The organism is Bradyrhizobium sp. CB1717, from assembly GCF_029714325.1.
Taxonomy (GTDB): domain Bacteria; phylum Pseudomonadota; class Alphaproteobacteria; order Rhizobiales; family Xanthobacteraceae; genus Bradyrhizobium.
Genome location: NZ_CP121666.1, coordinates 2,751,057 through 2,777,117, shown reverse-complemented (window position 1 = coordinate 2,777,117; position 26,061 = coordinate 2,751,057). Strand labels below are relative to the sequence as shown.

Here is a 26,061-nt window from a genome sequence, read left to right as displayed (position 1 = left end):
GACCGACGCCCAACTCCAGGAGGCCTGACATGACCGCCGCTCTCCGACACAACGATCCACCATCACTCAGTGCGCGCCTTCGTCACACGCAAACCATGACGCGGCCGTTGATGCTCGACATCATCCTAGCCTGCCGGCGCTTCCCGTCGCTCGGCCAGAGCGAACGCACCGCGCGCGTCATGCGCCTGATCGATGCGGAGGCCTGGACCGATGCGGCGCTGGCGCTGATAGAGCTTGAGCTGCCGCTGTGGCAGATCCGCCGCATCGCCTATGACGAGGGCGAATGGCACTGCGCGCTCTCGCGCGAGCGCGAATTGCCGGACTGGCTGGACGCGGCGGTCGAGGCGCACCATGCCGACCTCTCGCTCGCTTTGCTGTCGGCGTTCATCGAGGTGCATTCGTTGGCCGTAGAGGTATCGCGGCCAAGCGTTCCCACTGTGCGCCCTGCCCCGGATTTGCTCTACGAGCCGGTTGTCTGCGAGAACTTCAGCTGAGCCGGCCGGACAGGTTCGCGCCTTGCCGCAATCGTCGAACACATCGCGGGCTCTGAGTCCGGCGCGGGTGATCGCGCGCTTTGCCGTACGCGTCGTCCTCCTCGGAGCCTTTGCAGCGTTCGGCAGCATCGGCTTCGGCCGCAGCCTCGTCACCCTGCTCTGGATGTCTATCATCCTCTGCGCCGCGGTGGCGATCCTGCGGCGCGAGCAGCTGTTTGGCGCCGTCCTCAATCATTGGGACGAATGCGCAGCATTCGGCGCGCTGTTCGCGCTGGTTCATCTTGTCAACGCGCAAAGCTGAACAGGAAGCTTTATGAGCTTCCTATGAGATCGCCGCAGCGCCTCACTCGAAATCATATTCGCTTGAACAGATATTGATCGAACGGTTGCGGGCTCGCGCCCGCCACCGCTGTCAATCGGAAGGAATATGTCAATGAAGCTCGTCGAACCTCCCTCGTGCAGCTCCCCCTCGACCATCGTCTTCATCGGCCGCAATCGCAGGGGGCAATGGGTCGCGCAGGAGCAGAACGGCCTCTATGGCGGCCTGTTCGTCAGCCGCGCCCAGGCCGTCAAATACGCGCTGTTCGAGAACGGACAGCATCCCGAGACCATCGTCGAGCTGCCGCGCGAGATCGAGCTCGACATGGGCAAGCGCCCCGACATCATCGTCTCGCAGCGCGCCGCCTGAGCCGGCGCCAACAGGCGAAAGACCATGTTCATCCCTCCCTCAGCCTGGTTCACCGGCTTCATTCCGGATCTGCCGACGCCGTTCGACGCGGCTGACGCGATCGACGTCGAGGCGTTCGCCGCGCTCTGCGAGCGCCAGGCCGCAGCCGGTGTGCCCGCAATCGTGGTCTGCGAGACGGCCGGAGAAGCGCCAACGCTCTCCCCGGCCGAACAGGAGCTCGTCATCCGCACCGCGGCCGACGTCGCCCGCGGCCGCGTGCGGGTCATCGCCGGCGCGGTGTCGAATGCCACCAGCCACGCCATCGCACTCGCACGGCGTGCGGAGGCGGCCGGCGCCGACGCCGTCATGGCGGTGGTGCCCGCCTACAACAAGCCGATGCAGGAGGGGATGCTCGCGCATTTCCGCGCCATTGCCGACGCCATCGGCCTGCCCGTGATCCTGCACGACGTTCCCTCCCGCACGCTGCGCCCGCTCGCCGACGAAACGCTGCTGCGTCTCGTCGAATCTCGCCGGTTCGTGGGCCTGCGCGATGGCAGTGGCGACATCACCCGCCCGATGCGCCTGAACCGGCTGCTGCCGGCCGGCTTTCGCCTGCTCTCCGGCGACGACGTCACCGCCTTCGGCACTATCGCGAGTGGTGGCGACGGCGCGATCTCGGAGGTCTCCAACATCGCGCCCGATCTGTGCCGCATGATCTTCTCGCAGATCAGGCAAGGCCGCCTGCAGTCGGCACGTTACCTGCACAAGCGCCTTGCCCCACTCATCACCTGCCTCGCCCAGGACAGCCCTGCCGCGCTCAAGAGCGCCCTGAGCGTGCTGGGCCTGATGTCGCCGGCCACAAGGCTGCCGATCGTGCCGCTGGACGCGGCCGCGCACCGGGAGCTGGTGCGCGCCTTCGCCGCGATCGCTGACGAGGAGCTGGTCGACAGCGTCGGGGCCTGACACCTCGCTCGGCGTTCGGATATCGCATGCAGCTATCAGTCGAAGACCATCAAAGGCTCCTCTGCGCCTGGCAGCTGGCAGTGCTGCGCTTTGCCGTGACGCGAAGCGAGGCCGACCGGGTCAACGTTGCCGCGCTTGCGGCCGAGCTCGACCGTCTCGGCGGCCGGCGCAGCGGCGCGGACTCGCTGCACTTCTTCCGGCGCACCAGCTCCCATCTCTGCGCCGCCATCTGCGGCCAGCCGCAGGACGCGGAAGTAACCCTGGACTGTTTCTGCAAGCAGATCGACGAGCCGCGGCTGCAGCTTGCCTTCGCCGCCGCCGTCGGGCTCGCGCGATCGAAGCCAGCACGATCCAAACCGCAACCGAAACGCGACCCGAACCTCTTCAGAGGACTGCCGGCGCGGCCGCCGGCGCCTTTATGACTTTCCTATACGGCGACTGTGGCGGTCACCTCGCAATCCTACCCAGCGATGGCCATCATACGAGACAGATCGGAGCGGCCGTCTCGCCGCACCGGATAAGGACTGAGAAAATGTCGATCCTGACACATGGCCTTGACCGCCCCTTCGTGGCTGAGCGCCCGGCGCGCGTCTCCGAGGCACGCAAGGCCCAGCTTAGAGGTTTCGCCCTCGGCGCACTGACGCTGCTCTCGATGGGGAGCGTGCTCACCGCGCTGATCGCGCTGAGGACCGCAATCTATGTCTGGCACATGCACGGCTGACCCGCAGGGAAGCCCCTATGACCTTGCAGATGTGTGAAGAGGCCGCCATGGCCGCAATTGCCCTTCAGGCCTCGCGTCGCCGCCCCGACACCAGGCAAGCGACAGCGCTCAGGCCGCTCGATCCGGATGTCGTCAGTGCCGCCATCCCCGCATTCTTCATTGGACGCAACCACGCCGGCCTCTGGGTGGCGCGCGAAGCGAATGGACGCATCGGCGGTCTGTTCCTGTTCAAGAGCTCGGCGGTGGACTTCGCCAACCGCCAGAGCGCGCCGGCGCGCTGCGCCCTGGTATTCCCTGTCGAGATCTTTGAGCTCGACATCGAGAACCGCGGCAATCCGCTGATCGTGCTGGCGGAGGGAGCCAGGCGGTTCCTCGCGCGCATGGTCCCGAGGCTGAAGGCATGATCGAGCTCAAGATCGCCATCCTGATCGCGCTGACGGGTGCATTGCTGCTCGGCATGCGCTTCGGTGCAACGCCGGCATCGGACAAGTAGCGTGCAGCTCCTGAAGGGAAATCTCGAGCACGCGGTCACCACGACCATCCTGATCATGACGCTGAGCCTGGTCTGGGGCGCGGTCCTGACGATCGTGATCACGCTTGTGGCCCGTGGGCTCGGCGTCTAGCGCCCTGTCTCGGTCTCGATCAGCCGTGCCAGTTCTGCCGCGGTGACCTCGATCGGCCGGCCGCTGCGCTCGACGCGGGCCTGGATCAACGCGCCCTGGAGCGCCGACGTGCAAAGCACGGCGAGCGATTCCGCCCGCGGCCTTGCGAACCCATCCGCAATCAGCCTGTCGCGCAGCAGTGCGATGCGTGCCGCATAGGCCTTGCGGCCGGCCTCCGCGACCGCGCGCTCGCGCGGCGCCAGCTCGAGGAGCACGGTCGTGATCGGGCAGCCGTTGCGGAAACCGGAGCCCTGCATCCATCCCGCCAGCATCCGCGCATGGGCACGCAAAAGCTCGGCGGTCGAACCGCACTCCTCCGCGAGCCCTGCGACGGTCGCCGCCACGCGACGCCCGGCCTCCTCGACCGCCGCCACCGCGATCGAGGATTTTCCGTCCGGGAAGTAATGATAGAGCGAGCCCTTCGGCGCGCCGCTGACGTCGACGATGTCGTTGAGGCCGGTGCGGGAATATCCCTGGCGGCGGAATAGCGTCACTGCGGCATTGATGATCGGCTGACGGTGCTTTGGCACGGCCGGCATGGCGCTCTCCTTCCGGTCGAAGATTATATTGATTGGTCTACATCATCCTCCGACAGTCAAGGCATGACAACGGCAGGGAGAGGCAGATGCCTGAGGGAGTGACTTACGAGCTGAACGACGGCGTGGCGCGGATCGGCCTCGACGACGGCAAGGTCAATGTGATGTCGGCCGCGATGCTGGGCGAGATCGGCGCCGCCTTCGACCGCGCCGAAAAGGAAGCGGGAATGGTGGTGCTGCGCTCGGCGCGGCCGGGCATTTTTTCCGCGGGCTTCGACCTGAAAGTGTTCGCCTCGGGCGATGCCGCCAAGAGCCTCGAGATGGTCCGCGCCGGCGCGGAGCTTGCGCTACGGCTGATGTCGTTTCCGCATCCGACCATCGGCGTGATGGAGGGCCATGCCTTCCCGATGGGGACCTTCCTGCTGCTCGCCTGCGACGTCAGGCTGGGCGCACGTGGGCCGCACCGCATGGGACTGAACGAGGTCGCGATCGGCATCGCACCGCCGAGCTTCGCCATCGCGCTCGCGCGGAGCCGCCTGCATCCGGCCTGGCTCAGCCGCACAGCCACGCTGGGCGAGATGTACGAGCCCGACGAGGCGCTCACGGCAGGCTTCCTGGATCGCGTGGTTGCGCCGGAGGCCATCGGCGACGCACTCGGGGAAATCGTCGCGGCCTTGCGCGCGATCCACAAACCGTCGCATGCAACCGCCAAGAAGCGCCTGCGCCAAGGGGCCATGGATGCCATGCGGGCCGCGATCGACCGTGAATTGACCATCGCTGCCTATGAGGCAAGCAACCGGGCGCGCAGCGCTGTCGCTATGCCGGCCTGAGGCCCCGTATCCCGCGGAAAAAGGCTTGGCCTAAAAGTACTTGCCGATCTGGCGCAATTTCACGGAACCGTGTAGAGCGGTTTCATGAGCACAACCAGCGTCAACGTCGTCGCCCACCCCCTGGTCCAGCACAAGCTCTCCCTGATGCGGGAGAAGGACCGCTCGACCAAGAGCTTTCGCGAAATCCTGAACGAGATCGGGATGCTGCTCGGCTACGAGGTGACGCGCGACCTGCCGCTGGAGCTGGTCGAGATCGAGACGCCGATTGCGGCGATGCAGGCGCCGAAGATCGCCGGCAAGAAGCTCACGCTGGCGCCGATCCTGCGCGCCGGCGTCGGCTTCCTCGACGGCATGCTGGCGCTGATGCCCTCGGCGCGCATCGCCCATATCGGGCTCTACCGCGATCCCGAAACATTGCAGGCCGTGGAATATTACTTCAAGGCGCCGCAGGACCTGTCCGACCGTACCGTGATCCTGATGGACCCGATGCTGGCGACCGGCAATTCGGCCTGCGCCGGCGCGTCCCTGCTCAAGGACCGCGGCGCCCGCGACATCCGCTTCGTGTGCCTTCTGGCCGCGCCCGAGGGCATCGCCAGGTTCCAGAGCGAGCATCCAGACGTGCCGGTCTGGACCGCCGCGATCGACGAGCGGCTCAACGACCACGGCTATATCGTGCCGGGCCTGGGCGATGCCGGCGACCGGATGTTCGGCACCAAGTAGACAGGTTTGCGCGATCGGGTTACTCCGGTTGCCATGAGCGCCGACGAATTTTCGCTGCAATCGCTGGTCCGGGCTGAGGCGGCCGCCGATCCCGCCTTCGTTTTCGACGGCACGCCGATCTCGCGCACGGAATTCCAGGGGAAGATCGAGCAGACCGCGGCCTGGCTTGCAGCTCAAGGCATCGGCAAGGGCGACGTCGTCGCGGTCTGGCTGGTCAACCGGATCGAATGGATCGCGCTGCTGTTCGCCGCCGCCCGCCTCGGCGCCGTCGTCGCTGCCGTCAACACGCGCTACCGCAGCGCGGAAGTCGCGCATCTGCTCAAGGTGTCCGGCGCCAGGTTGATGGTGGTCGAGGCCGCATTCCGGTCGATCGATTTCGCCGCCATTCTCGCCGATGTCGCCAAGGCCGACGTACCCGCGCTGCAAAAGCTTGCGGTCGTCGGCGCGGACGCGATCCCGGCGCACTGGCCCTGCGTGCGGTTCGACGCGTTCGACAAACCCTATCCGTCAGCACCACCCGCCAAGGACGATATCGACCTGCCCGTGCTGCTCTACACGACGTCGGGCACGACCAAGGGGCCAAAACTCGTCGCGCATTCGCAGCGGACGCTGGCGAGCCACGCCGTCTCTGTCGCCAGGGCGCTCGAGCTCGATCCGCGGCGTCATTCGCTGCTGGCGATGCTGCCGTTCTGCGGCACATTCGGCATGACGAGCCTGCTCGGCTTCATCGCAGCGGGCGCGACCGTCCATGTGCTCGACGCCTTCGAGGCCGCGCCGGCGCTGAAGATCCTCGAAGAGCAAAAGATCACCCACTCGTTCGGCTCCGACGAGATGTTCCGCCGCATTCTCGCCCTCACCGATGCGCCACGACCGTTTCCGCATCTCGAAGTCTGCGGCTTCGCCGCGTTCCAGCCGGGCTGGCGCGAGCTTGCTGCGGAGGCCGAGACGCGCGGCCTCCCGCTGTTCGGCCTCTATGGTTCGAGCGAGGTGCAGGCGCTGTTTTCGATTGGCCGACCGCACGACAACTTCGCCGATCGAATCGAGGGCGGCGGCTGGCCGATGTCACCCGATGCCAAGGTCCGCGTGCGCGACGCGGGGACCGGCGAGCTCGCAGCCAAAGGCGTCTCCGGTGAGATCGAGATCAGCGCGCCCTCGCGCTTCCTCGGCTATTTCAACAATCCCGAAGCAACCCGCGAAGCGATCACTGCCGACGGCTTCTTCCGCACCGGCGACATCGGCCGGCTGCGCGGCGATGGCGCCTTCGTCTATGAGACCCGCGCAGGCGATGCGATGCGGCTCGGCGGTTTTCTCGTGGCGCCCGGCGAGATCGAGGATGAGCTCAAGTCCTGCCCGGGTGTTGCCGATGCCCAGGTCGTCGCGATCGATCTGAAAGGCCAGGCGCGCTGCGTCGCCTTCGTGATCCCGGCGAAGGAGCCACCGCAGCAAGAGGCGCTGACAACCCGACTGCGGGAGCGTCTTGCAAGCTACAAGGTGCCCGCACGGATCTACGTGGTGGACGCCTTCCCCGTCACCGACAGCGCCAATGGCGTCAAGATCCAGCGCGCCAGGCTTCGCGCCATGGCCATGGAGCGCATCGCCGCCGAATGAGCCCGGCCTATTTCAGGTAGCTCGCAAGGTTCAGGCTCAGGATCTTGCCGAGCGCCGAATAGGACGCGGTGAGCTGGGTCTGGTAGGTCGACAGCTGCGCCGTGATCGCCGCGACATCGACGCTGGTCAGGTCGTTCGACAGCGTCTCGGCATAGCTCTTGTAGTCGGTCTGGCGGGTACTCGCGGTCTCGATCGAGGACGCGGCGCTGGAGAGCTTTGCCTGCACCGCCGCGGTGTCATCGAGGGCCGTGCCGGCGAGATCCAGCGCGCTGGTGATGTCCGAGGACGACAGCGTGCTGCTGTTGGCCACGAACTTCAGCACACGCATCACCTCCTCGAACGCCGAATTGTCGGCGGTGACGCCGTAAGACACGGTTTCGTCTGCCGCGACCCGCACCGAAGCAATCTCGCTGTCGCCATTGTAGTAGCTGGTATCCGCCGTGGTCGTCGAACCGGTGCCGGTTGAAAAGGTCGTGAGATCAACCGGCGCCGTTTCCGTCTTGCCGCCGGCGAAGACGTACTGGCCGTCATATTGCGTGTTCATCAGCGAGCCCATCTGCTGCAGCATCTGCTGGGCGGAGCTGATCACCGAATTCACTTCGGTCGAGCTTGCCGTCGACGCCGCGCTGAGCTGAGAGCGGAGCTGGGTGAGGATGTCGGTGACCGAGCCGACCGCCGAATACATCACCTGGACCTTGCTGTCGGCGAGCGTCGCCGCGTCGATATAGGATTGCGCGCGCGTCACCGAGACCTGGAGATTGACGACGTGCTGCGCATCGGAGCCGTAGCCGCCGAAATCGGTCGAGACGACGCCCGAGGATTCCTGGATCTGCTTGTTGGCCATGACCGACTCCACGCGCATCGCGTCGGCGATCATCCGGTTCGACTGGGCGAAGGTGGCAACCCGCATCGCGACCATCCGCGTGCCTCTTACGTCGACTGCACGGCGGTGAGCAGCGCCGAGTACATGGAGTTGATGGCCTGGATCAGGGCCGAAGCCGCCGAGTATTTGTTCTGAAGCGTGCTGAGGTTAGCCGATTCTTCGTCGAGATTGACGCCGGACTGCGACGACAGCGAATTCGCATAAGTCGACTGCGCCGTCTCCTTGGCGGTGTAATCGGTGGACGCCTGCGAGGCCTTGCTCGCGACATCGGACACGATGGCCGAAGCGTAGTCGGCCAGCGACCCCGTGGTGGCGGCAAGGCCGCCGGTCGACGCGAAGGTCCGCGAGTCCGTCAGGGCATCATAGAAGGCGTTGATCACGGTGGCGGAGCCTGACGACAGCACCGTGCTGCCGACGGTCAGGGTGGACGACGAATCCAGCGTCGCGAGCTGCAGCTCGTTGGTTCCGGACAGGATCTTGCTGTTGACCGCGATGTCCGACGCGCTCGTTCCCGTGACCAGGTCGTTGAGGCCGAAATACTCGGAAAATCCCTCGCCGGAGCTCCCGACCGCGCTCGTCATCTCGTTGATGGCGACGCCATTGCCTGAGCCGGTTGCCGTGATCGAGAGATGGCCGTCCGCATCGACCGACGCGGACAGTCCGGAGATGCCATTGATGGCGGTGACGAGGTCGCCGACCGTGGCATAGGACGACAGGTCGAGATCGCCATAGGCGACCAGATTCCCGCTCTGGTCGGTGACGGCAAGGCGCACCGTGCCGGTGGCTGATAGCGCGGCGCCGCTGGTAACTACCGTCGTGCCGGTCAGGCTGGTCGGCGCCGGCACCGAGGAGGCGCTGTTCGAGACGCTGTTCATCGCGGAGGCAAGCTGCTGGGCGAGCTGATCGAGCTGGGACTGCGCATCCGGCAGCGTGTCGTCGCGGAGCGTGATCAGCGCGCCGATATCCCCGCCGCTGATCTGGGAGGTGATGTCGACGCCGTTCACCGTGATCGCGCTGAAGCCGCTCGACGACGAGCCGGACGTGTAGGTCGTCGCCGCCGTCACATTGGCGGCGGCCGTATAGTTGATCGTGTGCGCGGAAGAGTCCACCAGCGCCTGGCCCGACGTGGTGTAGATCTGGAGATCGCCGTTCGACGCCGTGAAATAGCTGACGTTCATCTTCGAGGCGAGGTCCTGCAGCGCGGTGCTGCGCTGGTCCTCCAAGTCCGCGGTCGACTGGCCCGCTGCGGCGGTCTGCTTGATCTGGGCGTTCAGATCCGCGATCTGCTGCAGGTCCGTGTTGACGTCGTCGATCGAGGACGCGATGTCCTGGTCGGCGTCGGAACGCAGCTTCTGGATCCCGCTCGAGGTCTCCCGCAACTGGCTTGCGACGTCGTCGAGCGCACTGACGACGTTGGATTGCAGCGAGGCGCTGCTCGGCGTGCTTGCCAGCGACGACAGCGCCGATTCCAGCGATGCGATGCTGTTGGCGAGCGAGGTCCCGGACGAGGAATCGTCACTGCTGCTGATCGAACCGTAGAGCTTCTGGAGCGACGTCAGATAGGTGTTGGTGGTGTCGGCTGCGCCGAGTTCGGAATCCGCACCGACCAGCGACTTCAACAGCAGCTTGTCGACCGTCGAGGTGATGCCGGTCACCGTGACGCCGGTGCCGACGCCATTGGTGACGCTGCTCGACTGGTTCGCGGACTTCTTGGTATAGCCCGTCGTGTCGGCGTTCGAGATATTCGACGACGTCACGCTGATCTGCACGGACGTCGCCGACAGGCCGCTGAAAGCGATCGATCGTGCGATATCGAGTGACACGGCGGCCCCCCGACCTGTCAGGCGCTGCGGCTGGTGCCGCTGGAGACCGCCCGGGCTGCGGCGACGCGGCCGGACGCGCCATAGGGCGACACCGCCGCGATCTGCTCGCGAATCGCCTGCATGACGGCTTCGATCCGGCGGTTGCTGGCTTCGATCGCCGCACGCAGCCGCACCAGATTCTCGTCCATCGCCACACGCAGCTTCAGGATCCGATCCATCAGCTGCTCGCGCAGGACACGATCCCTGACGGTCAGGCTGGTCGTGCCCGCCGCGCATTCGGCAACGATCCGCTCGAACGTCTCCGCCAGCCGGTTCTTCTCGTCGACCTGCTTAAGGCGCGAGGCCGGCAGGCCCCTGGCGAGCTCGGCATTCTCCTCGGCGACCAGCGCGGTCAGCGTATCGATCAGTGTGATCAGCGACTTGATCCTGACGTCGCCATTCGCAGCGTTCGTCGTTTTGGCCTGGGCTACACTCATGGTCATCGCCTTCTTCTAGTTATGCCGGTTGCCGCGCTGGACCTGCGAATTGCGCAGGTAAGCACCGATTGCAGTCGCCCTGACGGTTGCCTGCCGCATCTCGCCCTCGATCTCCGCGCATTCCCGCAGGAGACCGCGGCGTGTCGTCTCGACATCGTCGAGCAGAGCAAGCAGCTGCCTGCGGTCACGCCCCTTGAGAGTCGCGGCCCGCGCCAGGAGCCGCTGCATCCGGCGCAACAGCGCCTCGCCGGCCGCGCCTGCCTTTTCACCGGGCATCGCTCACCTCATCGCCGAGATCAGGGTGTCGTACATCTTGTTAACGGTGGAGATGACCTGGGACGCGGCGGAATAGGCCTGTTGCGCCGAGATCATGCTCGAGAACTGGCTGGAGGTATCGGTGGTCGAGGATTCCAGCTCGCTGCCGTAGATCGTGCCCGCGCCGTTCTCGCCGGAGGCCTGCAACGCGGCATTGCCCGAGGCCACCGTCGCCGAATAGAGGCCGTCGCTGGCGGCCGCGAGCCCGTTGGGATCGGCGAATGTCGCCACCGCGATCTTGTAGATCGCAATGGTCTCGCCGTTGGAATAGGTCGCGTCGACGACACCGTTCTTGCCGATCGAGATGCTCGACAGCTTGCCATAGGACAGGCCGTCGGAATCGATGCTGGTGACGTTGACATCAGGCGTCGTCTCGCCGGAGGCATATTGCGTCAGGCCATCGGTGCCGCCGATCGTACCGAGGGCCATGGTGACGGTGCTATCGGCCGCGCCGTCGGTCCAGCCGGTGATCGAGACAGTTGCCGGGTCCGGGCTGGTGCTGGCAAGCGAGCCGTCGCTGTTGAAGGTGACGTCGATCGTGCCCGAGGCCGTGCCCGTGGCGGTCGTGGTATCCGAGCTGGAGGTCGGGTTGGCGAAGCTCGCGCTCCAGGCGTTGGTGCCGGTCTTGGTCCAGGTGATCTGCATCGTGTTCGCCGCGCCGAGCGAATCGTAGACCGTCATCGAGCTGGTATAGGTGTCGCCGGTGGCGGCATCCGACGGCAAATTGGCCGCGATCGTTGTCTTGGTGGTGGCGCTGCCGCTGGTCGAGGCGACCTGGGTGTTGATGGCCTCGAGATTGCTCGCCGATTCGCTGCCGACGACGTTGCCATCCGCGTCGGTGCGCCACCCTTCGAGGTAGCTGCCGTTGTTCTCGAGATAGCCGGCATTGTTGATCGTGAAGGCGCCGTTGCGGGTGTAGGACGTGATGCCGCCCGACGTGGCGCTGGTCACCACGAAGAAGCCCGAGCCCTGGATCGCGACGTCGGTGGCATTGGAGGTCGCGGCGAGCAGGCCCTGCTGGGTGATGTTGGAGCGGCCCGAGACGGTGACGCCGCCCGATGCGTAGGAGGTGGTGTTGCTCGAAGCCGTGACGAGCGCGTCGAACATCGCCGACGTCGTCTTGTAGCCGGTCGTGTCGGAATTGGCGATGTTGTCGCTGATCATCGACAGGGACTGGCTCTGCGCGCTGAGCGCCGAGATCGCCGAGGACAATGCACCGGTGAGACTCATGATGAAACTCCGAGAAAATCAGGCCTTGAGATCAGGACGTGACGCCGAGGATGTTGGCGGCGCTGACGGCAACGCCGTTGACCGTCAGCGAAGGCGTGGACGTCGAGGTGTCGATGCCGGTCACCGTGCCGGTGACGGTCGTGTAATTGAGGACCGAGTTGCCGGCGCTGTCCGTCGCGGTCACCGAAATGGTGTACTTGCCGCCGTCCGAGAGCTGATTGCCGCTGGAATCCTTGCCGTCCCAGGTGAAGGTGTTCGAACCCGAGTTTCCGGTGCCGGTACCGGTGTAGACGACGTTGCCGGACGAATCCGAGATGCTGATCGACACGTTCGATGCGGCCGAGGACAGCGAATAGCCGAACGTCGCCGAGCCGTTGCTGAGGGTCGACGTATCTGTCTTCGCCTCGACGGTGTGGCCGATATAATTCACCGAGTTGAGCGTCACGAGGCTCGAGAACGAGCTCGCGAGCGAGGACATGTTGGAGTTGATCGACTGCTGCTGGGTGAAATTGGCGTAGGAGGTGAGCTGATTGATGAAGTCGGTGGTCGAGGTCGCGTTCAGCGGATCCTGGTTCTGGAGCTCGCTGACCAGGAGGCTGAGGAAATCGCTGGACGTGAGCGACGAACTCGACGACGTGCTCGACGACGATGACGTCGTTGCGGTCGAAGTCGTCGCAGAACTTACGGCGGAAACGGTCATCAGAAACTCCGACTTTCCTGCGCTGCTTGCGACCGGATGCCGGTCGCGGCGCTCGAAATCTGTGTGCTGATGAAACGCGTGGGCGCGCGGATTCAGGCGAGGATTCGCGCGCAGGAAATTGGCTTTCGACACGGCAAAATCTGCCGCATGCGGGCGCGAGAAGAGCGTTGATGTGAGATTGATTTAACGCCGCGGCGGTGGTGCACTTCCTCTCCCCGCAAGCGGGGCGAGGCGAAGAAAGAAACGAGTCCTAGTCGAGAGAAGCCGTTCAGCTCTCCGCCGTCTCGCCTTCCGTGCGCGGCTCGGCCGGATCGCTCTTCATGTTCGCGGCGGCAGCGACGATGCGGTCGGCGAGCCCCTTGGGCGCGCGGACCGGGGGCGCAGCAAGCGCCTGGCGCAACGCGCGCGCTTGTTCCAACAGAGCCTGCGCCGCGGGGGATTGCGCCAGCAGCGCTTCGGCGGACACGCGCCGATCGTCGGGCCAGAGGGAGAGATCCTCGCCCAGCCGATCGATCAGTTCCTCAAACTCGGTGACGTCCATCGCCCGCCGATCCCGCCTCGGTCAGGCCCGTCATAAAGCATTGCACGCGCGGCGGAAACCGGATTTCGACGGCTTCAGGCATCAAAAGCGGCCGCAGCACGATGGAAAGCGGCGGAAACGGTGGGCTGGATGGCCGCCCCCCTCCCCGCGTCGCACGGAGCAGGCGTCTTCAGCCCTTGCGGGCCGAACCGGCCGGGCCCGGCTTGCCGCTCCGCACCGTCGTGTCCACGAATTCCCAGGCCTCGCGCAGCTCGGTCAGCCCGGCGATGATGCGGCCGAAACTTTGGCGGGCGTGCGGACGGCCATAGGACTTGAGGCTCGCCAGGATCATCGCGTTGTAGGTCTGGAACAGACGCTCCGCCACGTCGCCGCCTTTGGTGAAATCGAGGTTGTGGCTGAGACCGCGCAGGATCGCGGTCGCCTTCATCAGATAGTCGTGCCCTTCCTCGAAGCGCTTTGCCTCCTGGGCCGCCAGCGATTTCTGCAGGAACGTGATCGTGCCGCCAAGCAGCATCGAGACTGCCTTGAGCGGCGGCACGCTCGTTGCCGTTCCCCGATAGGCCTGGTTGGCCATGTACGCCATCGGATTATGCATCATCAATCACTCGAGCTGGAATTGAGCAGGGCCTTGAGATAATCGAGGGTGCTGTTGGCGCTCTCGATCGCGGCCTGGTACTTCGCGTATTGCGTCTGCAGCTGCGACTGCAGCGTCGAGGCCGCACTGTTGATGTCGTCGACCTTCTGCTGAAGCTCGTCGTCGCGGTTCGTCAGGCTGGTGATCTGCGTTTGCAGCGCGCCTGATGACGACGAATAGTTCTTCGCGATCTGATAGATCTGCGATGCGATCCCGGTGGTCGAGGTCACCGCGATCGACTGCGAGGTCGAGCCGCCATAGGTGAAGGCCATGCCGGCATAGATCGAGCCGGACGCGCCGATGATGGTGGTGCCGCTGACCGTGAACAGCGAGGAATCGCCGCCGACCGAGGCCGAGGTGAGATTGCCGTCGGAATCGACGGTCAGATCCAGCGTGAAGGATTGCGGCGACGTCCCGGTGTTGACGACGCTTAGCTGGCTCGACGACGTCGTGGTCTGCGCCGACAGCAGCTTGGTCACGCCGCTCAGATTGGTGCTCAGGATCTCCGACAGTGTCGAGGTGTCGAGCTCGAGCTCGTTGTTCTCGTTGAAGGACAGGCCGAGATCCGCCATGGTCATGTCGCCCACGGTGCTGTTCAGGGCGTTCTGGAGCGCATCCATGATGTTGCGCATCGTGCCGTCGCCGAACAGCACCGCGCTCGAGTCCGCCGTGCCGTCGGTTGCGGTCGCCTGCTGGGCGATTACCTCGTCGCGAAAGGCATTGTAGTTGGTGACGAACGTCTGCAGCGCCGATTCGATCTGGCTGGTGTCGGTCTCGATGCTGATGTTCAGCGAAGTTCCTTCCGGCGTCGCCTGAAGCAGGCTGAAGGTGACCCCGCTCAGGACGTCGGAGATGTCGTTGGTGTCGCGGGTCATCGAGATGCCGTCGAGCGTGAACTCGGCCGACTGCGCCTCCTGGATGACGTTGGCGAAGGTCCCTGAGCTGTCGGTCACGCCGAGCTCGCTCATGATGTCGTCACCGGACGTGCTGGAATAGGTGATGTCAGCCGCATCCTCGGTGCCGGTCAGCACCATCTGGTACGACGTGCTGGACACCTGCACGATGGACGCCTGGACATTGGTCGTCGAGGTCTGGGCATTGATGGCATCGACGACGTCCTGCAGCGACATCGTGCTGGTGACGGTGATGTCGGACGCAGCACCGCCCGAAAGGCCGATCGAAAACGTGCCGGAATAGCCGAGCTCGTCGGTCTGGCTCGATTGCGCGGAGCCGGAAACCTTGTGCGCGGTCGCGAGCTGACTGATCGTCAGCGTGTGGTCGCCGATCGCAGCTCCGTTCTTGATCGTCATGGATAGCGCCGAGGAGGCGCTGACATCGCCGGTCGAGCTGATGCTCGCCGCGCGCGTCGCGAACGCGCTGGTGGAGAGCGAGTTGATCACCGCGGTCGACAGCGACGAGAGGCCCGAATACAGCGTCTGCAGATCGGTCTGCAGCGTCTGATAGGCCGAGATCTTGGCCTCGTTGCTGGTGATCGTGGTCGAGATCGTGTCCGCCTGCGCGGTCTTCGCGTCGACGGCAGACTGGATCAGCGCGGACCAGTCGATGCTGCTCGAATTGGTCGTTCCGCTCGTGGTGACGGTGACGCCGGAGCTTGTGCTGCTGCTGGTTGAACTGACGCTGGTCACTTTGCCCGACTATCCCCTGGCAGGGAGCGGGCCGGCGTCACGCCGGCCCGCTCCGATCATCATCAGCCCAGCAGCTTGAGCAGGTATTGCGGCATCTGGTTCGCCGCGGCGAGAGCGGAGACGGCGGCCTGGGTCTTCACTTCCGCGGAGGAGAGCTTGGACTGCTCGGCCGCGATGTCGACGTCCTTGATCGCCGAATTCGCGGACTGCAGGTTCTGGGTCTGGGTCGAGATCGAGTCGGCGCTGAAGTTGAAGCGCGATTCCTGGGCGCCGATGCTGGCGCGGGCCGCGGAAACCGTGTCGATCGCCGTGTCGAGCGTGGTCAGCGCCGAGGTCGCATCCGACAGCGTGCTGACGTCCAGCGAGGAGACGCCGAGCGAGGATGCGGTGAGGCTGGTGAGCGTGATGGTGATGGTGTCCGAACCAGACGAGCCGACCAGCACCGAGACGCCCGAGGCGAACACGCTGGAGCCGTCGAGCAGGCTCTGGCTGGAATAGCGGGTGCCGGACGCGATCGAGTCGATTTCGCTGGTGAGCTGCGTGAACTCCGAGTTGATGTAGGCGCGGCTGGAGTCGGTTGTGGTGCCCGAGGCGGACTCGGAGGCCAGCGACTTCATGCGGGCCAGAATGTCGGAGATGTTGGAGGCGCCGCCGTCGGCGGTCTGCAGGATCGCGGTCGCCTGCGAAGCGTTGGTCGCGGCCTGCTGCAGCGTGGTGACGTCCGAGGAGATGCGAGTGGAGATCGCAAGGCCGGCGGCGTCGTCGGACGCGGAGGTGATGCGCGAGCCGCTCGACAGTTTCGAGAGCGAGCTGGTCTCCTGCGACGAGTTGATGTTGAGGTAGCGGACCGCGGCGTTGGCGGCTGTATTGGTATTGATTGCGGGCATTGGAAGCTCCTGTGCTGATGGGCAAGCGTGCCGCATCGTTGAAATCGACTTACGACGACGCGGACCGCAGCCCCGTCCGTTCGCTCAAACGGCGGAGCGCAGAGAGATCAGGCGAAAATTCTTGCGAGGCGAATTTTATGGTTAGCAATCGGTAAACGCGGTGCGGATGTCGCGTTCGTGCTTGCGCAGCAGTTGGCGGAGCTGCTGACGTCCACGCTTGAGCAGCGACTCCACCGCGGCGACCGTGGTGTCCATCACCTGGGCGATCTCGCCGTTGCTCATGTTCTCGTGGTAGGAGAAGATCACCGCGATGCGCTGCTGCTCGGGCAGGCGCTGCATCGCGAGCTCCAGCATGTCGTTCAGCTCGTTGCGCTCGATGATCTCGACGGCGCCGGGCTGACCATCGGCGACTTCCGGCACCGTTTCGACGTTCTCGTTGCGCGGCTTGCGTCTGATGTCGATGCAGCGGTTGGAGATGACGCGGTAGAGCCAGGTCGAGAACTTGGCGCGGCCGTGCTGCCAGCGACCGCGATGGCTCCAGACCTTGAGCATGGTGTCCTGCACCACGTCCTCGGCATCCGCCGCGTTGCCGACGATGCGGAGAGCAATCGCATAGGCGCGATCGATATGACGCTCGACCAGCGTGCGGAACGCCGCCTCGTCGTCGGCAGCGAGCCTGTCCAAGAGTTCGCTGTCTTCGTCGAAGACGACATCGGCGACATCAGGCGCACTGTCCGGCGCGAGCGGCACCGACGGCGCGACCTGCACGATCGCATCGACCGGCGCCGTCGTCGTGATCTCGGCCTCGGCGGGAGCCCAGACATCAGCAGCGTAACTCATCCCGCAACCTCCAACCCGCAACGCCGGCGGCGCACATGCCACACGGCTTCCAGGCGTTGAACGGGCCCACAAAACAATCCAGGCGGAGAATTTTTGTTATTTTTCAAGACGTTAGCCGGTCGTTTTTGCCGAGTGTCGGGCAATAATTGCCGACTGCGCGATCGTCTCGCGCGTCGCACCTTGCAATCATCACATCGTCTCGCGCCATGGCGGATCGTCCATCCTGAACAGATGTCGTGGAGAGAAAACGCTGACATTACGCGGCACTAGGCGATCGAACGCGACACGCGCGTAGCGCATGAAGATGCGATTGTTTCCGAGTGTGAATGAACGCGAGACGACTTCCGCACTCGGCAATTTTTTCCGAATCACCTTTTTCGAACCTAGCGATTTTTTTGAATCTGTCAGTCGCGGCGAATGCGATTTTGAATCGCGCGTGAACTTTTTTCGCGCGTGTGGCGCCTGACTCGTCAAATACGCACGTTAATCGTCCTGGTGGACGGGGAATTGCCGCATGACGATCGCAACGACCGGCGCAGCGCGCCGCGCCCAAATTGTTTCTGCTTGGTCGTTCGATGTTTTCGATACATTTCTGGTTCGCGCCTGCACGACGCCAGATGGTGTATTTGAAAGGACTTACGAGCTCTCGGGCATTTCAAGAACTTGTCCGAATGTTTCCGTCAGTTTCGTTCAGCATCGCATCCAGGCCGAAGGGCGCGCACGCAGGGCCGCGAAGGACAAGCGCGGCGCCGTCGAAGTTCACATCGAGGACATCTATTCGTTCTTTCCGTTCAATCTGTTCGGTCTCACGCGCCGCGGTCTGAGCGACCTCGTCGAATCGGAGTTCGCGGCCGAGCTCGAGCTATGCCGCGTCAACCCGGACATGCTTCGGCAATATTCGGACATGAAACGCGCCGGCCATCGCGTCGGGTTCATCTCCGATACCTATTGGGATTCCGACCGGCTGGCGCGACTGCTGCGTGCCTGCCGCCCCGACCTGGTGTGGGACTTTCTCTACGCCTCATGCGACCATGGCAGCGGCAAGAGCGAAGCGCTGTTCGCGAAGTACCTGACCGAGCAGGGCGTCGACGCCGGCGCCTCCTTCCACATCGGCGACAACGAGCAAGCCGACATCAGGGGCGCGCGACGTCACGGCATCCGGCCGCGTTACTATCCCCAGGCCTCGCGGGAATTGACCTCGAAGCTGCAGCGTGAGACCGCGCTGTTCGAGCTGCTGTGTCCGGGCGTCCCCTCGCGGCTCGATCGCGGGTCGCGCACGCTGCGGCGCATGATGGCGGCACGAAATGCCGAGAAATCTCCGGCCTTCCACCTCGGCGCGACAGTGCTCGGCCCTGTCATGACCGCCTTCGACACCTTCATTGCGGGGCGCTGCGAGCAGGTCGCGGGTCCCGGTCGGCGGGTGGCGCTCGGCTTTCTCGGCCGCGACGGCTTTCTGTCGCACCGGATCTCGCAGGATCTGCATGGCGCGACCTCTGCCTATCTGGAGATCAACCGCCGCGTCAGCCTGATGGCCTCGGCCGACACGATGCAGCCGCTCCTCGACTTCCTGCCCAAGATCGCGAAGTTCGACGCGCCGACCTTCCGCGACATGGTCAAGGTGCTGCCACCGAAAGTCGCGGCGTTCTTTGCGAGATCGCCTGACGGGATCGTCACTGGCCAGCAACTCGCCGAGGCATTGCCCGCCCTGATGGACACGAGCGAGCTTCTCGATCTCGCCAAAATCCTGCGTGCGCGGCTGCTCGCCTATCTGCGCCACGCGATGCCGGGCTTCGACGACTGTACCGACCTCGTGCTCGCCGACCTCGGCTACTCCGGAAGCGTCCAGAAGGCGCTCTGGCGGGTCTTCGACCTCGAAGGGATCAAGATCCGCCTCCATGGTGCCTATCTCATCTCCCTCGATGATTGCTTCGACGATCTCGCCGAACAGGACAGCGCGACAGGCTTCATCTCCGATCTCGTGATCAGCCCCCACGCCAAGCGCATGCTGGTTCGCAACGTCGCGCTGCTGGAGCAGGCCTGCTGCTCAGCCGAAGGGTCCGTGCGCGACTATGACGGCGATCAGGTCCTGCGCGAGGTCAACCCGCACGCCGCCGGCCAGATCGCGCTGGCGGCCGAAATCCAGGCCGGCGCGCTCGCCTTCGCGTCAGGCGCCGGGGACGTCGCACGGGACTTTTCTCTGAGCCCCTATGCCGCGCCCGATGTCGCTGCACGCTGGAGCGCCGCGACGCTGGCGCGCCTGCTACTGCTGCCCGATGACGACGAGCTGGCGCTGCTCGGCGGCTTGCAGCACGACGTCAATCTCGGCACGCAGGCGCTGGCGCCGATGCTCGACCGTGAGTTCGTCCGCAATCAGATCACCGCCCGCGGCCTCTCGGCCGCCTGCACCTCAGCCGGGCCGCCGATGTGGCTGGCCGGCAGCTTCGCGCTAATGTCACCGTCCTACGCCTATCTCTATACGCTGTTCGGCGCCAACCGCCTGCCCGCCGACGTCTTCGAAGAGAGCCCCTGCGGAATGGTCCAGGTCGGATTGTTTCGCACCAATGGCGAGGCGACGCTGGAATCGGTTGCCGTCCACCGAACCGGACTCGGGGAGCTGCGCGTGCGCATTCCGGTCTCGCGCGCCATGGGTATCGCCATGCTGGCGCTTCCGCTGCCGAAATTCGCGGCCGAGGGCCTCCTTCATGGGGTCACCATGCAATCCGCCGGCGAGATCCGCGAGGCCTCCGCAAGTCAGGACGTCATCGGCATTGCAGCCGAAAGCCTGGTCTATGCCGGCGTGCAACGGAACGGCGAGCATTATCGCTCCGAGAGCGATGACAGCTGCCTGCTGATCCCGGCGGCGCCGATGACCCAGGAGATCGCGATCTATTCCGTCGCGATCACCCCGCTCGGCGCCGGCACCAAATAGTGCGCCTGATCGCGCCGGCCCGGACGTTGAAGTCCAAGGCTGGCGCGAGGGGGCACGGAATTGACGGACGGAACGCTCGAAAACCTTGATCGGTTGCTGCAATCCGGCGGTGTCAAGCTCGGCCCGCCCCAGCGCGACCGCCTGGGCTGGCTGGTCGAGCAGTACGGTGCGCCGATGCTCGACGGTTTCAGCGAGGGCCGGCGGAACGGCGTCATCATCCTCAAGGAGCCGCCGAGCGGGGCGGCCGCCGAGCTGCTCTATCGTTCGCTCACCCCGGGGTGTGCCGTCGTCATTCCCAGAAGCGAGAATCCCGGCTTCGATTTCCTCAAGTCCAAGCTGACCGAATTCGGCACCGTCGGCCCCTGCGGCGCGGACGGCCCGCACGAGATGTGGTGGGGTGGCATCGGCTGGTCGAAATTCCTCACCGCGGCCGACACGTCCACGGTCCGCCCACGGATCGTCTCCTGCTATCCGCGCGGGGGCGATGCGACCGCGGCCTTCGCGCTCCGGCACTCGCTCGAGCACTTTGATCTCGCCTGCCATATCGAGCCGATCGATACCCAGCTCGGCGACCGCATCCTCTGCTTCGAGAAGGCGGAGTTCGTGATGCGGATGTGGAACAAGTATCGCGAGCCGCTGTTGTTCGTCGAGGCCGGCGCGGTGTTACGCGAGGCGCCGCTGCTGCCGTCGTTCCTCGGCTGCGACGTCGCCTTGCACAAGTGGAATCGCTGGGAGATGTCGGCACGCACGCTCTATCTCGGTCGCACCGAGGCCGCCGAGACACTGCTCCGCACCTGGCAGCATCTCGCCGCGTCCTATCCCGCGATCTGGGAGGGCTATTTGCTCGACCAGGCCTGGAGCCTGACCTCGTCACAGCTGCCGCTCGATACGGTGTGGCTCCCCCGCTCCTATCATTCGCTGAAAGGCGACCTCGGCGCGATGCGCGCCACGATCCTGCATGACCGGCAGACCACGACACTGGAGCTCGGTCCCGATCCCGGCTTTGCCGGCATCGCGCGCACGGCCCGTCGTGCCGGCCGCGCCGGCCCCCGCGACGCCTTCATCGTAATGACGTCGAAAGCCGAGACCAGCAACAGCATCGCCGTGATCCTGCGTGACGTCTCGGCGAGCGAGGCCGGCACGGTTGCTGCAACCGTGGAAGCCGTCACCGGCGCTTATGCCGCCGATTGCGGCGGTTACGTCCGGATGGAGCTGTCGCTTTGCGCCTGGCAGGACGAGGTCGGCGCCGCACGCGACGCCGCTGCTCTCGCGCGCTACCGCATCCTGGAGATCGCGCCGGGACAGCGCATCGCCAACGATTTCTTCGCCGCCCACGCTTCCGACCAAGCGGTCATGACCGCCCGCCATCTCTTCCCCTGAGGGACATCAGACGATGCTCAAAACCATCATCCTGCTCACCGATACCGTGCAACAGCAGCAGCCGCTGGCCAATCTGCTCCGCGAGCACAATCGCGATCTCGCCTTCTGCTCGGCGCTGCGCGCGTCGGACCTCAGCGCGATCGAAGCGGACGTGCTGAGCGAGGCGCGCCTCGTGTCCTTTGCCGCCGACGTCGCTGTCCCCGAGAAGTTCCTGCTCCGGCTCGGCTATGGCGCCTACAAGTTCTACGCCGCGCCGACGCAATATCCGGGTTTGCCGCCGGCGCCCGACGACAGCGACGAGGATCCGCGCTGCTATTCGGTCATCGCGCAGTCGATGACGATCTGGCCGGACTTCAAGAAGGTCGTCGGCCTGGAAACGGTGACGATCCCTGACGGCACCGTCCCTGCCGAGCGCGAGCGGCTGGTGTTCTCCCGCCTTGCGCACCTGTTCTGGCAGATGTCGGGCATGATCGCCGGCGAGACGACGGATATGCCTGCAATCATCGGGGCCGGCGAGAGCCAGCGCCCGACGCTTGCGATGATGAACTGAGCTAGCCCGCGGGCCTGCGAACCTGCGCTGACAGCGCGTCGCGGTGCTCTGGCGCGGCAACCGCGATCATGCGGCGCGCCCGCTCGGCAAGGCCGCAGCCGCGCAGCTCCGCAACGCCCCATTCGGTGACGATGGCATCGACATCGGCGCGAGGTGTGGTCACGGTCTCGACATTGGCGACGATGCGGCTGCTCCCGTCCGACGCCGTGGCCGGCAGCGCGATGATCGCCCTGCCCCCGGGCGACGCATTGGCGCCGCGCACGAAATCGAGCTGCCCCCCGATCGCGCCGACCGCAACGCCATTCAGCGTCTCGGAATTGACGCTGCCGTCGAGACCGACCTGAAGCGCCGAGTTGATTGCAACCAGCCGGTTGATCCGCGCCAGCACGCCCTGGCCGTGCGTGTAGGACGTCGGCCGCACCGAAACCGCCTTGTTCTCATGCACGAAACGGTAGAGGCGCTTGGTGCCGATCACCTGGTTGGTGACGGTGATCCCGGCATCGATCCCCTTCGCCGCATTCGTCACCGCGCCGCGCTCGATCAGATCGACGACCGCGTCGTTGATCAGGCCGGAATGGATGCCGAGATTGCGTGCGTGCGAGAGCGAGGAAAGTATCGCGTCCGGGATGCGCCCGACGCCGAACTGGAGTGTGCTGCCGTCGGCGATCAGGCTCGCGGCACGGGATGCGATCCGACGCGAGACGTCGTCGAGCGGCGTCGAAGCCAGTTCGACCGGCGGGCGTCGCGCGGCGACGCGCATATGGATCGGCACATCTTCCGGCCATTCCGCCCCGAACGTGAAGGGCGCATCCGGATTGATCTCGGCGATGACGAGGCGGGCCCCGCGCGCGGCATCGATGACATAGTCGTTGGACAGGCTCGCGCTGAGCCTTCCCTCCAACTCCGCAAGCTGCACCAGAACGACGTCGGCCTTGTGGCGGCGCCCGGCGAAGTCGGCGCAGAAAGCGCTGTAATTGCTCGGGATGACGTCGAGCCTTCCGGCCCTGGCGAGCCGCCGCGCATTGCCGATCACGCCATAGCTCTGGAACGACACATTCGCGCATGCCGCCGAAAATGTCTCCGAGAACACCGGCCCGATCATCATGCGAAACGGCGGAAGCTGCGCCGCCTGCGTCATCAGCGCCTCGGTCAGGGTGACCGGCTCCGCTGTCGCTTGCCCGCTCACCACGAGATCGCCGTTTCGGATCATCCCAGAGAATTCAATCGGCGGCGGCTCCCCGGACATTGCCGCCTCAGCCGATCGGGGCGAGGCGCGCGGAGGACTCAGCCAGAAGCGCGCGCAGCTCCGTCTTCACGATCTTGCCGTAGCTGTTCTTGGGCAACTCGGCGGTGAGGTAGTAATGCTTGGGACGCTTGAAGCGCGCGATCCAGGCGTTGCACATCTGGTCGAGCTCCTCCCGCGTCACCGCCCTGCCCGCGACGGGAACGACAACGGCCACGACCTCCTCGCCCCATTCCGGATGCGGCCGTCCGATCACCGAGACCTCCGCGACGGCGTCGTGCCGGAGCAACACCTCCTCGACCTCGCGCGGATAGATGTTGGTGCCGCCGGAGATGATGACGTCCTTGGAACGGTCCTTCAGCGTCAGGAAGCCGTCGGCATCGAAGGCGCCCATGTCGCCGGTATACAGCCAGCCGCCGCGCAGCGTGCTCGCGGTCGCATCCGGATTCTGCCAGTAGCCGGACATCACAGTATCGCCGCGCACGATGATCTCGCCGATCGCATCAGGCGCAACGTCCTGCCCTGCCTCGTCCACGGTGCGCACCTGCACCACGCCTTGCGCGATGCCGACCGAGGCGAGACGCGCTTCGTAGCGCGGATGGCCGGCGTCGACATGCATGCTCTTCGGCAAATACGTGATGGTCATCGGCGTCTCGCCCTGACCGTAGATCTGCGCCAGCTTCGGCCCGAACACCGCGAGCGCCGCCTTGCAATCGGCGACATACATGGGGCCGCCGCCATAGATGATGGTCTTCAGCCCGGGCGCGGTTGCGCCCGCCGCTTCCGCGGCCACCGTCAAGCGCCGCACCATGGTCGGCGCGGCGAAGAAGGAGATGTTCTCGCGCTTCGCCGTCAGATCCAGAATTTCGTCGGGCTCGAAGCGGCCGCTCTCCGGGATGATCTGCGCGCCCATGCCGAGCACATGCGGCACCATGTAGAGGCCGGAGCCATGCGACATCGGCGCGGCGTGCAACAGCGCCTCCCCAGGCCCAATCGGATTGATCTCCGCCAGATAGTTCAGCGACATCGCAAGCAGATTGCGATGGCTCAGCACCGCGCCCTTGGGCCGGCCGGTGGTGCCGCTGGTGTAGAAGATCCAAGCGGGATCGGTGACGGCGACATCGGCGATGGCGATGCCATCGGCCTTCTCCAGCGCGCGATGTTCGGCCGAGCCGATTTCGATCACGCGCGGCTTGGCCGTGCCGAGCGCCAGCGCCTCCGACGCGACGCTCGCCATATCCTCGGTCACGAACATCACCGCAGCGCCGGAGTTGTCGAGAATAAAGGCGACCTCGCGCGGATGCAGCTTTGCGTTGATGGGAACGGCGATAAGACCGGCATGCCAGCAGGCATAGAGGCAGGCGACATAGTCTGGCACGTTCTTCATCAGCAGCGCAACGCGATCGCCTTTGGCGAGGCCAAAGCTCTGCTGCAGTGATGCGGCCAGCGAGGCCACCGTCGCGGCGAGCCGGCCGTAATCGGCCACCGGCGTCAGCCCCTTGAGCAAGGCCGGCGCGGACGCATCAGCCCTGGCGGCACGCAGCAGATGGTGAGCGAGGTTCATGCCGATCCTCCCCGAGCCTTCAGCCTAGTACGACTTCGCGAGCCCGAGCACCTTTTCCGCAATGAAGCTGAGCGCGAGCTGCGGGCTGACCGGCGCGATGCGGGGGATCAGCACTTCGCGCAAATAGCGCTCGACGTGGAATTCCTTGGCATAGCCGAAGCCGCCATGGGTCATTACCGCCCGCTCGCAGGCATGGTAGCCGGCTTCACCTGCAAAGTATTTCGCGGCGTTGGCGCCAGCGCCGCAGGGCAAGCCCTTATCGTATTGCCAGGCCGCCTGCATCACCATCAGCCAGGCCGCCTCGAGCTCGACCCAGTTCACCGCGAGCGGATGCTGGATGCCCTGGTTCTTGCCGATCGGGCGATTGAAGACAACGCGCGTCTTGGCGTATTCGATCGCGCGCGACAGCGCGAGTTTGCCGAGGCCGACGGCTTCCGCCGCGATCAGGATACGCTCGGGGTTCATGCCTTCGAGGATGTACTGAAAACCCTTGCCCTCTTCGCCGATACGGTCCTCCATCGGAATTTCAAAGTCCTCGAAGAACAGCTCGTTGGAATCGACGATCTTGCGGCCCATCTTCTCGATCTCGTGGACCTTGATCCTGTTGCGATCGAAATCGGTGTAGAACAGGCTGAGCCCGTGGGTCGGCGAGCGCACCTCCTCCAGCGGCGTGGTGCGCGCCAGCAGCAGGATCTTGTGCGCGACCTGCGCGGTCGAGATCCAGACCTTCTGACCGTTGACGATGTAGCGGTCGTTCTTGGCCACCGCGCGGGTCTTGAGCTGGGTGGTATTGAGGCCGGTGTTGGGCTCGGTGACGGCGAAGCACGCCTTCTCGCGGCCTTCGACCATCGGCGGCAGCATGCGCTTGCGCTGCTCTTCCGTGCCGAACACGACGACGGGATTGAGACCGAACACATTGATATGCACCGCGGAGGCGCCGGACATGCCGGCGCCGGATTCCGCGATGGTACGCATCATGATCGCAGCCTCGGTAATGCCGAGCCCCGAGCCACCGTATTCCTCCGGCACGCAGATGCCGAGCCAGCCGGCGTCGGCCAGCGCCTTGTGGAAGTCATGCGGGAAGCCGCCGTCGTGGTCTTTCTTCAGCCAATAGGCATCGGGAAAGCCTTCGCAGATTTTTGCGATGGCGTCGCGAATGGCTTCCTGCTGATCGGTGAGCGCGAAATCCATGGTCTTGATCTCCTTCTTGGGAGCCGGG

The 26,061-nt window shown here is 65.2% G+C and carries 29 protein-coding genes; 14 read left to right on the top strand and 15 right to left on the bottom strand.

All coding sequences use genetic code 11. The features are described from left to right. Positions 1-29 precede the first annotated feature (29 nt). The 8 genes from QA649_RS13185 to QA649_RS13150 all read left to right on the top strand — a co-directional run bounded on the left by QA649_RS13185 (position 30) and on the right by QA649_RS13150 (position 3,468). Positions 30-494, top strand: a complete 465-nt coding sequence (locus tag QA649_RS13185) for a hypothetical protein (protein ID WP_283024560.1) — start codon at positions 30-32, stop codon at positions 492-494. Positions 495-516: 22 nt separating this feature from the next. Continuing rightward, on the top strand, positions 517-795 hold the full coding sequence (locus QA649_RS13180) for a hypothetical protein (RefSeq protein ID WP_283024559.1): 279 nt from the start codon (positions 517-519) through the stop codon (positions 793-795). 132 nt (positions 796-927) lie between these two features. Further along, positions 928-1,182, top strand: coding sequence for a hypothetical protein (locus tag QA649_RS13175; RefSeq protein WP_260388775.1), 255 nt, complete (start codon positions 928-930; stop codon positions 1,180-1,182). Positions 1,183-1,206: 24 nt separating this feature from the next. Then, entirely contained in the window at positions 1,207-2,124 is a 918-nt protein-coding gene (gene dapA, locus QA649_RS13170) for a 4-hydroxy-tetrahydrodipicolinate synthase (RefSeq protein ID WP_283024558.1), read from the top strand. A gap of 80 nt (positions 2,125-2,204) precedes the next feature. Then, positions 2,205-2,546 carry a hypothetical protein gene (locus QA649_RS13165; protein WP_283024557.1) on the top strand — a complete coding sequence of 114 codons (342 nt, stop codon included), beginning with the start codon at positions 2,205-2,207 and terminating at the stop codon, positions 2,544-2,546. Between the two features lie 110 nt (positions 2,547-2,656). Continuing rightward, positions 2,657-2,845 carry a hypothetical protein gene (locus QA649_RS13160; RefSeq protein WP_283024556.1) on the top strand — a complete coding sequence of 63 codons (189 nt, stop codon included), beginning with the start codon at positions 2,657-2,659 and terminating at the stop codon, positions 2,843-2,845. Positions 2,846-2,862: 17 nt separating this feature from the next. Then, positions 2,863-3,249: a hypothetical protein gene (locus QA649_RS13155; protein WP_283024555.1), complete on the top strand. Its 387-nt coding sequence runs from the start codon at positions 2,863-2,865 to the stop codon at positions 3,247-3,249. Positions 3,250-3,339: 90 nt separating this feature from the next. Then, positions 3,340-3,468, top strand: coding sequence for a hypothetical protein (locus QA649_RS13150; protein WP_283024554.1), 129 nt, complete (start codon positions 3,340-3,342; stop codon positions 3,466-3,468). Here the strand turns inward: QA649_RS13150 and QA649_RS13145 are convergent. Next, positions 3,465-4,046 (bottom strand): TetR/AcrR family transcriptional regulator, encoded by a 582-nt coding sequence (locus QA649_RS13145; protein ID WP_283024553.1) that lies wholly within the window; start codon positions 4,044-4,046, stop codon positions 3,465-3,467. The genes QA649_RS13150 and QA649_RS13145 overlap by 4 nt on opposite strands. Before the next feature lie 86 nt (positions 4,047-4,132). On the opposite strand from QA649_RS13145, the gene QA649_RS13140 reads away from it, so the two are divergent. The 3 genes from QA649_RS13140 (at position 4,133) to QA649_RS13130 (ending at position 7,201) form a co-directional block, all read left to right on the top strand. Then, positions 4,133-4,873: a crotonase/enoyl-CoA hydratase family protein gene (locus tag QA649_RS13140; protein WP_283024552.1), complete on the top strand. Its 741-nt coding sequence runs from the start codon at positions 4,133-4,135 to the stop codon at positions 4,871-4,873. Between the two features lie 84 nt (positions 4,874-4,957). Continuing rightward, positions 4,958-5,593, top strand: coding sequence for a uracil phosphoribosyltransferase (gene upp, locus QA649_RS13135; RefSeq protein ID WP_283024551.1), 636 nt, complete (start codon positions 4,958-4,960; stop codon positions 5,591-5,593). 33 nt (positions 5,594-5,626) lie between these two features. After that, a complete protein-coding gene (locus tag QA649_RS13130; protein ID WP_283024550.1) occupies positions 5,627-7,201 on the top strand; it encodes an AMP-binding protein in 1,575 nt (524 codons plus the stop codon). A 7-nt stretch (positions 7,202-7,208) separates the two neighbouring features. Here the strand turns inward: QA649_RS13130 and QA649_RS13125 are convergent, their stop codons facing one another. The 11 genes from QA649_RS13125 to QA649_RS13075 form a co-directional block, all read right to left on the bottom strand. Then, positions 7,209-8,120 (bottom strand): flagellin, encoded by a 912-nt coding sequence (locus tag QA649_RS13125; protein ID WP_283024549.1) that lies wholly within the window; start codon positions 8,118-8,120, stop codon positions 7,209-7,211. 11 nt (positions 8,121-8,131) lie between these two features. Next, positions 8,132-9,907, bottom strand: a complete 1,776-nt coding sequence (gene flgK, locus QA649_RS13120) for a flagellar hook-associated protein FlgK (protein WP_283024548.1) — start codon at positions 9,905-9,907, stop codon at positions 8,132-8,134. A 17-nt stretch (positions 9,908-9,924) separates the two neighbouring features. Continuing rightward, positions 9,925-10,389, bottom strand: a complete 465-nt coding sequence (locus QA649_RS13115; protein WP_283024547.1) for a flagellar protein FlgN — start codon at positions 10,387-10,389, stop codon at positions 9,925-9,927. A gap of 9 nt (positions 10,390-10,398) precedes the next feature. Then, a complete protein-coding gene (locus QA649_RS13110; protein ID WP_283024546.1) occupies positions 10,399-10,659 on the bottom strand; it encodes a hypothetical protein in 261 nt (86 codons plus the stop codon). Positions 10,660-10,662: 3 nt separating this feature from the next. Next, positions 10,663-11,928, bottom strand: coding sequence for a flagellar hook protein FlgE (gene flgE, locus QA649_RS13105; protein WP_283024545.1), 1,266 nt, complete (start codon positions 11,926-11,928; stop codon positions 10,663-10,665). A 31-nt stretch (positions 11,929-11,959) separates the two neighbouring features. Next, positions 11,960-12,628 carry a FlgD immunoglobulin-like domain containing protein gene (locus tag QA649_RS13100; protein ID WP_283024544.1) on the bottom strand — a complete coding sequence of 223 codons (669 nt, stop codon included), beginning with the start codon at positions 12,626-12,628 and terminating at the stop codon, positions 11,960-11,962. 268 nt (positions 12,629-12,896) lie between these two features. Next, positions 12,897-13,169, bottom strand: coding sequence for a hypothetical protein (locus QA649_RS13095; RefSeq protein ID WP_283024543.1), 273 nt, complete (start codon positions 13,167-13,169; stop codon positions 12,897-12,899). Between the two features lie 169 nt (positions 13,170-13,338). Then, positions 13,339-13,767 carry a flagellar export chaperone FliS gene (locus QA649_RS13090; protein WP_283024542.1) on the bottom strand — a complete coding sequence of 143 codons (429 nt, stop codon included), beginning with the start codon at positions 13,765-13,767 and terminating at the stop codon, positions 13,339-13,341. Continuing rightward, entirely contained in the window at positions 13,767-15,449 is a 1,683-nt protein-coding gene (gene fliD, locus QA649_RS13085) for a flagellar filament capping protein FliD (protein WP_283024541.1), read from the bottom strand. Before fliD ends, QA649_RS13090 begins: the two co-directional genes overlap by 1 nt. Before the next feature lie 62 nt (positions 15,450-15,511). Beyond that, a complete protein-coding gene (locus QA649_RS13080; protein WP_018641141.1) occupies positions 15,512-16,336 on the bottom strand; it encodes a flagellin in 825 nt (274 codons plus the stop codon). A 141-nt stretch (positions 16,337-16,477) separates the two neighbouring features. Further along, positions 16,478-17,176 carry an RNA polymerase sigma factor gene (locus tag QA649_RS13075; protein ID WP_283024540.1) on the bottom strand — a complete coding sequence of 233 codons (699 nt, stop codon included), beginning with the start codon at positions 17,174-17,176 and terminating at the stop codon, positions 16,478-16,480. A gap of 514 nt (positions 17,177-17,690) precedes the next feature. On the opposite strand from QA649_RS13075, the gene QA649_RS13070 reads away from it, so the two are divergent. Genes QA649_RS13070 through QA649_RS13060 form a run of 3 tightly spaced genes read left to right on the top strand, consistent with a single transcriptional unit; the run spans position 17,691 to position 22,035 of the window. Further along, entirely contained in the window at positions 17,691-20,105 is a 2,415-nt protein-coding gene (locus QA649_RS13070) for a hypothetical protein (protein WP_283024539.1), read from the top strand. Between the two features lie 60 nt (positions 20,106-20,165). Continuing rightward, on the top strand, positions 20,166-21,485 hold the full coding sequence (locus tag QA649_RS13065; RefSeq protein ID WP_283024538.1) for a hypothetical protein: 1,320 nt from the start codon (positions 20,166-20,168) through the stop codon (positions 21,483-21,485). Positions 21,486-21,498: 13 nt separating this feature from the next. Further along, positions 21,499-22,035, top strand: coding sequence for a hypothetical protein (locus QA649_RS13060; RefSeq protein ID WP_283024537.1), 537 nt, complete (start codon positions 21,499-21,501; stop codon positions 22,033-22,035). Between the two features lies 1 nt (position 22,036). On the opposite strand, the gene QA649_RS13055 is transcribed toward QA649_RS13060, so the two are convergent. From QA649_RS13055 to QA649_RS13045, 3 genes are read right to left on the bottom strand one after another with little or no spacing between them, the layout of a single operon-like run. Further along, complete coding sequence (locus tag QA649_RS13055) at positions 22,037-23,281, bottom strand: acetyl-CoA hydrolase/transferase C-terminal domain-containing protein (protein ID WP_283024536.1); 1,245 nt, start codon at positions 23,279-23,281, stop codon at positions 22,037-22,039. Positions 23,282-23,288: 7 nt separating this feature from the next. Beyond that, positions 23,289-24,842, bottom strand: coding sequence for an AMP-binding protein (locus QA649_RS13050; protein WP_283024535.1), 1,554 nt, complete (start codon positions 24,840-24,842; stop codon positions 23,289-23,291). 24 nt (positions 24,843-24,866) lie between these two features. Next, the gene (locus QA649_RS13045; protein WP_283024534.1) at positions 24,867-26,033 is read right to left on the bottom strand and encodes an acyl-CoA dehydrogenase family protein; all 1,167 of its coding nucleotides are present in this window, start codon (positions 26,031-26,033) and stop codon (positions 24,867-24,869) included. Positions 26,034-26,061 lie beyond the last annotated feature (28 nt).